This is a genomic window from Shewanella sp. 553, from assembly GCF_059338375.1.
Genome location: NZ_CM181701.1, coordinates 92779 through 104791, shown reverse-complemented (window position 1 = coordinate 104791; position 12013 = coordinate 92779). Strand labels below are relative to the sequence as shown.

Sequence of the window (12013 nt, the reverse complement as noted above, 5' to 3'; positions counted from 1 at the left end):
CAATATTCAGCAGTTGCTTAACATCACAAGACCTTGTAGGTTAGAACATAAATACAGCGATTATCGATACCGCACCCTGTAATCACTTCCTAGCCGTCTCGGGAAGTTGGCCTTTTTCTGCGCTGAGTCCATGTCAGCCACAAAGTGATCAACAAGAGGAGCTAAGATGAACTCCCCCAAGCATAAAAGCACTAAACCATTATTGATACTGCTACTGGTATTTGTGCTACCTGTGGTGGCGGCTAAGTTGGTGCTCAGCATGAACCTGTATCACGGTGGAGCGACCAACAAGGGCGAACTGCTGATGCCTGATACCACATATAGCCAGCTCGACATGAGTAACCCTCATCCCAAATCATGGCAGATGATCTACTTGTTACCCGCACACTGTGATAGCCCTTGCCTCAACCGCCTGTATATTTTACACCAAAGTCATATTGCCCTAGGACGTGACCAATTAAGAGTCACCCCCATTATTTTGCTGCAAGAAAATAGCGATCGCCCCGCTCTTGAGGGGTTTGACTTTGCTACCGCCAAGGCCAGTCATGACGTTAGCGCACTACTGGCGCAGCAACAGCTGATCATTGTCGACCCCCTTGGGGCTATGGTGATGCGTTATCAGCAGGTGGACACTAAAGATCAGCAAGTATTACTGGGTAAGGCCATGGTGGCAGATTTACGCAAGATGCTTAAATTATCGAGGATAGGCTAATGCAGATGACGCCACTGCTAAAACTCACATTAGTATTTACCTTATGTGTCATCTTAATGGGCGCCTATACCCGCTTGTCTGATGCTGGGCTTGGTTGCCCAGACTGGCCCGGCTGCTACGGCATGCTAAAAGTGCCTACACAAAGCCATGAATTAAGCCAAGTGCAGCAAGCCTTCCCCGAGCATACAGTCGATACCCAAAAAGCCTGGCTAGAGATGATACACCGCTATATTGCCGGTACCCTTGGGCTACTGGTACTGTATATTTTATATATCAGTTTTAAAATTCAAGATGCCCCTAAAAAACTGCCTAGCGTTATCGCACTCCTACTCCTATTTCAGGCGGCACTGGGCATGTGGACGGTCACCATGCAGCTGATGCCTATAGTGGTGATGTCACACCTCATTGGCGGCTTTAGCTTACTGTCGCTGTTATGGCTCTTGTATTTACGCACCACACCGTTGCGCATTGTAGGGGGAGATCCTCAAGTGAGAAAACTCGCGCCCTTCGCACTACTCTGCCTTGTCGTGTTAGTGCTGCAAATTATGCTTGGCGGCTGGACCTCATCTAATTACGCCGCCCTCGCCTGTACTGCGTTACCCATCTGCGAGGGCGACTGGCTCAATAATCTGCAACCCCTGCAAGCGTTCAACTTGTTCTACCAAACAGAAGGCAGCTACGAATTTGGGGTGCTCGATTACGCATCACGCATGACCATACATGTCACGCACCGGATGGGCGCGATTATCACCGCCACACTGCTTCTCTGGCTCGCCTATCGGCTATTGATACAGGCAAGATCGGCCATGATTAAGCGCAGCGCTTGGGTGCTTACCACCTTACTAGTAATACAAGTGGGGCTGGGGATCGCCAATGTCGTGCTGCATCTGCCGCTTGGCATTGCCGTGGCTCATAACGCGGGGGCAGCTTTATTGCTGCTGACCATGATCTTTATTAATTACACCCTGTGGCGTAAAGCATAAGCGAGGCAGCGATGACAAAACCGATAACGCTCAGCAATCCAGCAGCCAGCCATATTCAATGGCGCGCCTATTTAGAGATGACCAAGCCTAAAGTGGTGGCGTTAATGTTACTTACGGTATTGGTGGGTATGTGCTTAGCCGTGCCAGGGGCTGTCCCTCTGCAACCTTTGGTTGCTGGCCTTGTGGGTATCGGCATGATGGCTGGGGCGGCTGCGGCCTATAATCATCTTATTGATCGCCGTATAGATGGTCTCATGGCGCGCACCTACAATCGCCCACTGCCTAAAGGCCGTATCTCCATCGTTAAAGCGATGATATTTGCTACCACTATGGCATTGCTGGGCTTTATCCTTTTGTATGCCTTAGTCAATCCACTCACCGCTTGGTTAACATTTGCCAGTCTCGTTGGCTATGCGGTGATCTACACCGCCTACCTAAAGCGCGCGACACCACAAAATATTGTCGTAGGCGGACTCGCAGGAGCCATGCCGCCACTATTAGGTTGGACCGCCATCACTGGCGAGTTTCATGCTAATGCCCTGTTATTGGTGATCATCATTTTTGCCTGGACCCCGCCCCACTTTTGGGCATTAGCGATTCACCGTAAAACCGAATATGCCAAGGTGGATGTGCCTATGCTGCCGGTGACTCACGGCGTTGAGTTTACTAAAACCTGCATCTTGCTCTATACCGTATTATTGGCCCTTGCCTGCCTTTATCCTGTGCTGGTTGGTATGTGCGGTCCGCTCTACTTAATCGGTTCGACACTGCTTAGCTGTGGCTTTATCTACAAGGCGTGGCAGCTCAAATATCGCGATAGGCCGGAATTAGCAATGCAAGTGTTTCGATTTTCCATTTACCATCTTATGGCCTTATTTTTAATTTTGTTAGTCGACCACTATTTATGGAGTTAACGCCTGTGAAAAAAATTGTGCTGCTGGGCATACTACTGGTGTGTGCAACATTAGGGGCGATAACCGCTTATACACTTAACCAAACAGCGACGCCGCCATTAAGCTTAACCACCAGCTATGTATATCCCACTAAACGGCATTTTTTATCACCGTTCAACTTAGTTGACCAACATGGGCAAGCATTTACCAACCAACAATTATTACATAAATGGAGTCTGGTGTTTGTCGGCTATACCTCATGCCCCGATGTCTGCCCTACTACGATGGCAAAGCTGGCCGCTGCAGTGCAGAGTTTACCGCCGGAGCTGGATTTACAAGTGATCTTTTTATCTGTAGATCCGAGCCGTGATACGCCAGATAAGTTATTAGATTATGTGAATTTTTTTAATTCTGACTTTATAGCGGTCACCGCGCCACACGCGCAGCTACTGCCGCTGACCCGCGAGCTTGGATTTGTGTACGCCATGGTTGGTGAGGGGGAGAATTATCTGGTAGATCATAGCGCCTCGATGACTCTCATCTCACCGCAAGGTGAACGCTACGCGACGGTTAAACCTAAGCTGACACAACTCAGCAGCCTGCCGCAGATCTCGACCCAAAACTTGGTCGCCGACCTGCAGCAACTCACCGCCAATGACGCGCTGTAAACAGCAAACGCCGTATCATTGGCTAAGCTAACACCCGCTACTCTTTGAGCCAAGTACCGTCGCTTTTAGGTCGCACCCAAGCTTGGGAAAACCAATAGTAACGCCCACTTTGCTTACTGGGTGCAGTGCAGTTGTAGCGTGACCGACCTGGCGGCAGGTCGAGTCCTGCGCGCACAACAAACTCATCTTCACTCACCCACAATGGCTTAGCGGCTCCCTGTCCTTGTATAAAGCACATCAACTGATGAGGGTAGATATCACTCATGTCTAGCTTAACCTTCATCTCTGGACGCCAATCACCTAGCGCTAGCTCGGTATTCGACGGAGACAATGCCAATATCGGCATGTTTAAACTGTGCAACTTCACTTTTAAGCTAGACAGATCCGCATAGGTGCCCGCCACCGGAAAGCGAGGTAACGCCGTTAAGCTGGAATAATGGCCTGCAGCCCCCGACTGTTGCCCAAACCCGACAAAGCCTAGCTTGCTCAGCAATGCTTCTATCGCCGCGTTATATTCGCCATAAGGGTAAGCCAACATCTTCCAACTCTGACCCGTTTTCGCCACTATTTGCGCTTCGGTTGCCAACAGATTAGTTTCAATACGCGTTAACCAATCGGATTCGGTTTCACCGTCGAGACGACGGATCAAATGCTCATGCCCCCAACTGTGGTTCGCCAACTCGACGCCATCAGCGACTAACCGCTTCAAGGTCGTCCAATTCATCACATCACGATATTGCTGCTCTATTGGCTCGACAGCGATAAAGATGGTGTAAGGAAAACCATATTCTTTTAAAATTGGATGGGCATTATCGGCAATGTTTTGATAGCCATCATCGAAAGTGATCGCCACCGTTTTATCGGCAAAGGCTTTATCGGCTTTGAGTCCATCGACCACCTCTGACAGAGGAATTACGGTAAAGCCATTATCACTCAGGTAGGCCATCTGTTGACGAAACTCTAATGGCGTCACACTGGTGACCCTAGGTGTATCTTCTGACACATGATGATACTGTAAAATCACCACCGCCTGAGCCGAAAAGCTCAAGCAGCATATCAGCGTAACGAAAACGCGTTTTAACATACTAAGTAACCTCTGAGAATCTATGTCCCTAGTTAATTTACTGTTAGATAAACAGAAAAACAGGCATTTGCTTGCACTTGCTTTGCCCATGATTCTGTCAAACATTACCGTGCCCTTATTAGGCTTAGTCGATACGGCCGTGGTGGGACATCTGAGTAACGCTTATTATTTAGGGGGTGTTGCTGTCGGCTCAACCCTTATTACTTTGCTCTTATGGGTACTGGGGTTTCTGCGCATGTCTACCACAGGTTTGGTGGCACAGGCCTTTGGGGCTGGCGACACGCAAGCGCAATATCGACTGTTGTTGCAATCGGCCAGTTTAGCCCTGTTACTGGGGGCTGCGGCTATCTTATTTCAGTCGCCTATTATGACCTTGGCACTATCACTATCTGATGCGAGCGCCGAGGTACGCTATTACAGCCAGGCTTACTTTCATATACGGATCTGGTCGACTCCCTTTGCGCTGATGAACTTAGCCATGCTGGGGTGGCTCCTCGGAAGGCAACAACCCAAAGCCGCCATGTGGCAACTGATCGCAGCCAATTGTACCAATATTTTATTGGATCTGTTATTTGTTATCGCATTCGATTGGGGCGTACAGGGTGCGGCATGGGCATCGGTATTTGCCGATATCACGGGCTTTGCGGTAGCGGCGACCATGGTGTCCCGAGTGATAGCCAGACAGGGTGGCTTTCACCTACTCACTTTATGTCGCCAATTATCACTTCGCAGCTACCACAAACTCTTGGGACTCAATCGCGATATCTTTATTCGTAGCCTCTGCTTACAACTCACTTTTGCCTTTATGACCTTCGAAGGCGCCAGCTTAGGCGACAATACCGTCGCGGCCAATGCGGTATTACTCAACCTATTATTGTTAATTTCCTATGCCTTAGATGGTATAGCCTACTACGCCGAGGCTGAAGTGGGGCGGGCCTTTGGCGAACACAATCCACAGCGAATGTCAGGGGCGGTGACATTAGCCACCCTATGGTCAGCCATCGCTGCCCTGATATTTGTATTATGCTTTGCCACATTAGGCGGACAATTCATTACCCTGCTCACCAGTATTGATGCGGTGCAGCAAGTGGCACAAGAGTACCTAATTTGGGTGATATTTATGCCGTTTTTGGCGTTTGGATCTTACCTGTTTGATGGTGTTTATATTGGCGCAGCCGAAGGTGCCACCATGCGTAATAGCATGATATTGTCGACCTTTGGCGTGTTTTTTCCCACATGGTGGCTACTGCAAGACAGTGGTAATCATGCCTTATGGGCCGCGATGAGTGTGTTTATGCTTGCCAGAAGTGTCACCCTTGCATGGCATTATCACTATCGTTTAAAAACCAGATTAATGCAGGCCTAGCGCCCCCATAGGATGGTGATGCACCATTGGCGACAAAATAAAACGGGATGACCTAAGTCATCCCGTAATAAACGTCATCCTGCAACAAGCAGAATTCATCCAATAAGATTACTGGTATGAATGGTCGCCATGCTCATGCTCTGTCACATCACGTACGCCAGTCAATTCGCCTGGGAACATATCAAGTAGTTGCTTCTCGATACCATCCTTCAGAGTCACATCAACCATAGAACAACCGTTACATCCACCACCAAATTGGAGTACAGCAACGCCTGCGGCATCGATTTCAACCAGCATGATGTTACCACCATGGCTAGCCAGCTGTGGATTGATTTCAGATTGAATCACGTACTCGATACGCTCTTTCAATGGCGCATCATTATCGACTTTACGCATCTTAGCATTAGGCGCTTTGAGCGTCAGTTGCGAACCGAGTTGATCGGTGACGAAATCAATTGAAGCATCTTCCAGAAAAGGAGCGCTCTTTTCATCAACCATGGCATGAAAACCATTAAACTCTAGCTCGATATCATCGGCTTCAACGGCATCGGGTGGGCAATAAGACACGCCGCACTCTGCCGATGGAGTACCAGGGCTGATAACAAATACGCGAATATGAGTTCCTTCAGGCTGATCAGCGAGTAGCTTTACAAAATGTGCCTGAGCTGCATCGGAAATGGTGATCATTAAGACATGCTCCGTCAGGTTAAACCCGAGTGTTTTAGTAAGAATTACCGCTATGATACTCCGACTCCTATCAGCTTTGTAGCCCCTATGGCGATTAGTCAGTAATTTTTTGTCTAAAAAGTGTCGTATAAAGTGACTACTGGCTATGGTAACGATTTCAGCGAGCTGTTAATTTAACCTTTATATACAATAATAAAGACTCTAATGATGCTGCGACTCTGCCTACTGCTGCTGTTTTTTACGCCACTGATTGCTCAAGCAGTATCGATTAATCAAAATGTGACTACCGCCACATCTGCTACAGCAACAACCTCGGCCATCGAATCACCGAGCCAGTTTTTAGGTTATCCACTAGGCAGCTGGCATCTACGGCACGACCAAATAAACTTCTACCTCAAGCAGTTAGCACGCCAAAGCCCTCGGGTTAGCCTCGAGTCGACTGGCAACAGCCATGAAGCCCGCTCACAACTCACGGCGGTGATCACCTCGGCAGCAAACCAAGCCAATCTTAAACAGATCATGGCTCAGCGCGCACAAGTTAAAAGCGGCCAGCCACAAACGGGGCCCTTGATCATCTGGTTGGCCTATAGCATTCATGGTGACGAAGCCAGTGGTGCGCATGCCGCATTAACTGTGAGCCATCAGCTCAGTAGTAGCCAAGAGCCTTGGGTTATCGACTTGCTCGATAACGCTGTGGTACTCATTACCCCAACCCAAAACCCTGATGGTTTAGACCGCTTTTCTACTTGGGCCAATAACTACACTGGCAAAGTAAAAAACAGTGATGGCAACCATAATGAACATCAACAAAATTGGCCCGCTGGGCGTTCAAATCATTATTTTGCCGACCTTAATCGTGACTGGCTGTTCTTGCGCCATCCGGAGACGCGCGCACGCATCGCCCTGTTTCATCGCTGGCAACCCCACTATGTTGGCGACTTTCATGAAATGGGCCACAACCAAAGTTACTTCTTTCAACCTGGAGTGCCTAAACGCACTCATCCGCTGACCCCAGAAGAAAATCAACAACTGACCCTTAAACTAGCCGCTTACCATGCCAAGGCGCTCGATACACGGCAGCAACCCTATTTTAGCCAACAAATGTTTGATGACTTTTACTATGGTAAAGGCTCAACCTACCCTGATATCAACGGCTCTGTCGGGATGCTGTTTGAGCAGGCCAGTGTACGTGGACAGCAACAGGAATCTGACAATGGCATGCTGGTTTTTGAACAGGCGATTGCAAACCAAGTGGCGACGTCGTTTTCCAGCCTTAAAGGCGCGTTAGCGCTTAAACAAGAGTTACAACAGTTTCAAACACGCTTTTATCAACGTAAGGATAAGCATCAGCCTTCGGGGCGCGAAAGCGGCTTATTGATCAGCACGAGTCACGATCCGGGCCGGCGCGATGACTTAGCCCAGGTGTTACAGCAGCATCAGATCCTATTTTTTTACCTGCGAGAAGGTCTGCGCCAAGGACGCCATGATTACGCGCCGCGCGATAGCCTATTTATCCCGATTAATCAGCCGCAAAAAAGTCTACTACTGGCACTATTTGATCAACGCACCGAATTCGACGATGCCACCTTTTATGATGTCTCCAGTTGGAACTTCACCTACGCCTATCATTTACAACTGGCCCGCGATGTCAGCCTAGATGTGGATACACTCAGCAGCCAGCGCCCGCTTGACGCGCCACTAAGCATTGCTGCTGACAGCGTAGCCGTGCTCATTGATTGGCGACAACATCATGCGGCGACCGTACTACAGCAGCTCCTTAGTCATGGGGTTAAAGTAAAATTTGCCGCCAAACCATTCAGTATCATGACCGCAACTGGTGAGAGCGATTTTACCGCCGGCACATTGCAAATCGCCCTAGGTCGTCAAACCATGGCGAGCGCACCATTAAAAGAACTGCTTATTTCGCTCGCCACTCACCATCGGCTCACCATGGCCACGGTTACCAGTAGCCGCGCGTTATCAGGTATCGATTTAGGCAGTCCTGATTTTCACCCTATTGCGCCAATCAAAGCTGTGGTGATCACAGGTTATGGTACCTCGGCGTCAGGAGTGGGTGAGCTAGGGTATTTTATGGATCAACATTTGGCGGCGCCGCTCACTCAAGTGGATGTGTCTCGCTTGCCGAGTCTGCCCCTTAACCGATACACCCATCTGTTTCTTGCCGATGGCAGCTATCAAAATGTCGATGAAAAGCTCGCCCGTAAACTGGGGCAGTTTGTTAATAATGGCGGGGTGATCGTGGCGCAAAAGGGGGCCTTAAGCTGGCTAAGCAAAGGCAACTTATTAAAGAGTGATGTGAGAAATCCACGCGCATTTGAACAGCTATTTGCCACTGATGGCATGCGCTTTGAAGAGCAAGCGACACTACAGGCACGCCAAGCGATTGGCGGAGCCATACTGGCACTGGCTCTTGATACCTCTCACCCGATTAATTTCGGCCTACAAGGCAGCACTCTGCCGATACTCAAGAATAAGCCACTGGGATTACTCGCCGGTTCAAGCGCCTTTACCACCGCCGCGAATTACGCTGATGAACCGCTACTGGATGGCTATCTGGCAAAGGAATATCAACGCAGCTTGAGCCAAACACCAGCCATTCGAGTTGAACGCCATGGTAAGGGAGCGATAGTGGCGCTAACCGATAACCTACTGTTTAGAAATAGCTGGCTCGACGCGCAAAAGGTCTACAGTAACAGCCTCTATTTCATTCCGGCGCTGCACTGAAGCCACCCACTTACTGCTTAACGACACACGGCACTTACTTAAGTAAGTGCCGTGTGTCGTTAGGTCGTTTAAGCAAAGCAAGCAACATGGCGCGCCATGCTAATGCTTACACCACTAAGTGCTTACATGATAAAGCTCAAGTAGCCTTTTAAAATAACCACATTGACGATATCGATAAAGAAAGCACCCACAATGGGCACCACCATAAAGGCTTGTGGCGAAGGCCCGGTTCTCGAGACTAATGCCCCCATATTCATCACTGCGGTTGGCGTCGCCCCCATACCAAAACCACAGTGGCCACCTGCCATCACTGCGGCATCATAATTACTGCCCATCAGTTTAAAGGTAACAAAGTAGGCAAATAGCGCCAACACTACCGTTTGAATGAGTAAAATAATCAATAGCGGCACCGCGAGGTCAAAAATTTCCCACAGCTTTAAGTTCATCAATGCCATAGACAAAAACAGCGATAAAGACACGGTACCAATTACATCCACGCTTTCGCTATTAATTTTATAGCCACGCGATAGCTCGGTGATATTGGTGATCATCACGCCAAAAAACAGCGCATAAACAAAGTCTGGCATCCGTAACCAGCTGAGTTCGAACATACTCACCAACGAGCTAAACCACTTAGCACCGCCCACACAGAGCAGCAAAATAAACAACACCTCAAGAATGCTCTTAGCGGTAACTCGGTCTTCTTCTAATTGATCATAAGTCACCAAATCTGGGTGATCTTTATGATGGTTGCCCCCCACGCCATAAGAGGAAACTAGGCCATGTTTATTGATGAGTCGCTGCGCAACGGGGCCACCAATAATACCGCCCATCACGAGCCCAAACGTGGCTGCAGCCATCGCAAACTCAAGGGTATTGATACCATAATTGTTAGAGAAGGTTTGCGCCCAAGCGGCGCCTGTACCATGGCCCCCCGACAGGGTAATTGACCCTGCAATTAAGCCCATTAGAGGTTCTAGCCCTAATGCGGAAGCCATGCCAACTCCCACCGCATTTTGAATCACAATATAAAGAGAGGCGATACCTAAAAAGAGAAAGACCTTAGTACCGCCTTTCATCAATAATTTGTAACTTGCCGCTAAACCCACTGTGGCAAAAAACATCATCATCAAGGTGTTTTGCATCGACAGCGTAAACTCTAACGAGATCTGATTAAAATGCAGTATGGCGATAATCGCAGCGATAATTAAACCGCCAACTATGGGCTCTGGGATATTATATTTTTTAAATACAGGCACATGACGATTGACCGAGTGACCGATAAACAGCACTAAAATGGCCACCAGAAACGACTCTAACTCTCCAACAGAATAAACAGTATTCATAACACTCCTATTTCGGCAAAACCGTCCGCAACGACCGATACTACAGCGTCTATCGCGGCCTCACCCTATGCGCCGGGCTCATAACAAAATGAGTCTGGCGGTTAAAACAATCCCATTTAGTGCGGTAACGATTGATTAAGCATAATCGTTTAAACGCCACGCGCTATCCAGAGACGCCAACAGAGTCATTCTGCAACGCATCCGAACAAGTTAACAATGGGTAATTATCTCAGTGACTGGAAAATGAAATTGGGTAAATTTATGCGCTTAGTGCTAAGACGCATTTTCGGATGAATGTTCAATCTCAACCGCTAAACGCTCACGTTCAGCCTTCGAAATATATTTAGGCTTACCTGTGTGATGAAGCTTAGCGTTCGCTTTCTTCGCCTTAGCTTTTAGGGTTTGATTGATTTTTTTCTTTCTATTCATGGCGGCGAGTATACCCCAAAAATGGCTATTTGTGAGCCTGCAGCGCCACGTCAGTACATTTTTAAAGCAAGCATCTACTAGCGTAGTTGTGTGATATATCTCAAACTATTAAGTAAACTCAAATATTAAATCATTTTAAATCATACAGTAAAGAAAAAGGCATTACTAAAATTCGCCCACAAAAAAGCACAGCCTTAACTATGCTTTTGTTTTAATCATCTGCTTATCATTTAGTCACAACCCAGAGTGCATGCAGCAATCCGGGGACAAAAAACAGCAAACATAAAATGATATTGATCAGCAGATCTTTACCGACACCGCTTTTTAAAAATACCGCAACCGGGGGCAATAAGATGGCAATAATCACCAGTAATAATTTATTTGTATCCATTTTAGCCGCTTCCTTATGTCATCACTTTTGCTTTGGCCAAGCCAACAACTCAGGCTCAGCCCATGTGTGTAATTGACGCTCAATGGCCTCATGACCAAACCACTCACCCGATGTCGGCGTCACTAAGTAAGAGTACATTTGTCCTGACCACTCGAAATGTAATCCATAGGCGTGTAAATACCCCCTATCCGCGGGCGCACCACCATAAAGTTCGTCCCCTAAAATAGGCACACCGAGACTGGCTAACGCCACGCGTAATTGGTGGGTCTTACCACTTAAAGGCTTAAGCAAATAGAGCCGCAGCCCTTCGGCAACTGACTGCGAAAAAAACTGCGTCACCGCTGGATTTTCAATGCTACGTAGTAATTTATACATGCTACGGCGCGACTTTGCCATATCACCTATGATGCTGCCCTGCTTCTTCTTGGGTTTTCCCTTCGCCAGCGCGAGGTAATATTTCTGAACTTGGTGCGTGGTAAACATCGCCGTAAAACGGGCCGCGGCTTGGCTGCTTTTAGCAAACAACAATAGCCCAGAGGTCATGGTATCGAGCCGATGTACAGAGTAGAGCTTAATTGCTAAATCTTGCTCAATCTGCGCCATCACGCCCGCGCTACCATCTTGGCTGTGAAAATGCACCTTGGGTGACTTATCGATCACTAAAAAATCGGCTTCATCGGCGATGATCTGATACATGTGGACCTATGTA

At 48.2% G+C, this 12013-nt stretch carries 12 protein-coding genes; 6 read left to right on the top strand and 6 right to left on the bottom strand.

Annotation, left to right across the window (positions count from 1 at the left end; all coding sequences use genetic code 11):
- Positions 1–166: 166 nt before the first annotated feature.
- The 4 genes from AC5YBZ_RS00470 to AC5YBZ_RS00455 are packed head-to-tail and all read left to right on the top strand — an operon-like array spanning position 167 to position 3256.
- Positions 167–712 (top strand): redox-active disulfide-containing membrane protein, encoded by a 546-nt coding sequence (locus AC5YBZ_RS00470; RefSeq protein WP_494520373.1) that lies wholly within the window; start codon positions 167–169, stop codon positions 710–712.
- Positions 712–1695 (top strand): COX15/CtaA family protein, encoded by a 984-nt coding sequence (locus AC5YBZ_RS00465; RefSeq protein WP_494520374.1) that lies wholly within the window; start codon positions 712–714, stop codon positions 1693–1695. The genes AC5YBZ_RS00470 and AC5YBZ_RS00465 overlap by 1 nt, the downstream gene beginning before the upstream one ends.
- A gap of 11 nt (positions 1696–1706) precedes the next feature.
- Positions 1707–2609 (top strand): heme o synthase, encoded by a 903-nt coding sequence (gene cyoE / locus AC5YBZ_RS00460; protein WP_494543298.1) that lies wholly within the window; start codon positions 1707–1709, stop codon positions 2607–2609.
- Positions 2600–3256, top strand: coding sequence for an SCO family protein (locus tag AC5YBZ_RS00455; protein ID WP_494543297.1), 657 nt, complete (start codon positions 2600–2602; stop codon positions 3254–3256). Before cyoE ends, AC5YBZ_RS00455 begins: the two co-directional genes overlap by 10 nt.
- Before the next feature lie 37 nt (positions 3257–3293).
- Here AC5YBZ_RS00455 and AC5YBZ_RS00450 read toward each other — a convergent pair whose 3' ends face one another.
- Positions 3294–4340 carry a polysaccharide deacetylase family protein gene (locus AC5YBZ_RS00450; protein WP_494520377.1) on the bottom strand — a complete coding sequence of 349 codons (1047 nt, stop codon included), beginning with the start codon at positions 4338–4340 and terminating at the stop codon, positions 3294–3296.
- A 22-nt stretch (positions 4341–4362) separates the two neighbouring features.
- Between AC5YBZ_RS00450 and AC5YBZ_RS00445 the strand changes: the two genes are divergently transcribed.
- Positions 4363–5706, top strand: coding sequence for an MATE family efflux transporter (locus AC5YBZ_RS00445; protein WP_494520378.1), 1344 nt, complete (start codon positions 4363–4365; stop codon positions 5704–5706).
- Between the two features lie 108 nt (positions 5707–5814).
- Here the strand turns inward: AC5YBZ_RS00445 and nfuA are convergent, their stop codons facing one another.
- Positions 5815–6393 carry a Fe-S biogenesis protein NfuA gene (gene nfuA, locus AC5YBZ_RS00440; RefSeq protein ID WP_475515473.1) on the bottom strand — a complete coding sequence of 193 codons (579 nt, stop codon included), beginning with the start codon at positions 6391–6393 and terminating at the stop codon, positions 5815–5817.
- A 204-nt stretch (positions 6394–6597) separates the two neighbouring features.
- On the opposite strand from nfuA, the gene AC5YBZ_RS00435 reads away from it, so the two are divergent.
- On the top strand, positions 6598–9138 hold the full coding sequence (locus AC5YBZ_RS00435; protein ID WP_494543296.1) for a M14 family zinc carboxypeptidase: 2541 nt from the start codon (positions 6598–6600) through the stop codon (positions 9136–9138).
- A gap of 122 nt (positions 9139–9260) precedes the next feature.
- Here AC5YBZ_RS00435 and gltS read toward each other — a convergent pair whose 3' ends face one another.
- From gltS to AC5YBZ_RS00415, 4 genes are all read right to left on the bottom strand, one after another.
- Positions 9261–10484 (bottom strand): sodium/glutamate symporter, encoded by a 1224-nt coding sequence (gene gltS / locus AC5YBZ_RS00430; RefSeq protein ID WP_494520380.1) that lies wholly within the window; start codon positions 10482–10484, stop codon positions 9261–9263.
- A 273-nt stretch (positions 10485–10757) separates the two neighbouring features.
- Positions 10758–10913: a DUF2986 domain-containing protein gene (locus tag AC5YBZ_RS00425; RefSeq protein WP_110458832.1), complete on the bottom strand. Its 156-nt coding sequence runs from the start codon at positions 10911–10913 to the stop codon at positions 10758–10760.
- A 226-nt stretch (positions 10914–11139) separates the two neighbouring features.
- Positions 11140–11304 carry a YqaE/Pmp3 family membrane protein gene (locus tag AC5YBZ_RS00420; protein WP_494520381.1) on the bottom strand — a complete coding sequence of 55 codons (165 nt, stop codon included), beginning with the start codon at positions 11302–11304 and terminating at the stop codon, positions 11140–11142.
- 21 nt (positions 11305–11325) lie between these two features.
- Positions 11326–12000 (bottom strand): TIGR01621 family pseudouridine synthase, encoded by a 675-nt coding sequence (locus AC5YBZ_RS00415; protein WP_494520382.1) that lies wholly within the window; start codon positions 11998–12000, stop codon positions 11326–11328.
- Between the last annotated feature and the right edge of the window lie 13 nt (positions 12001–12013).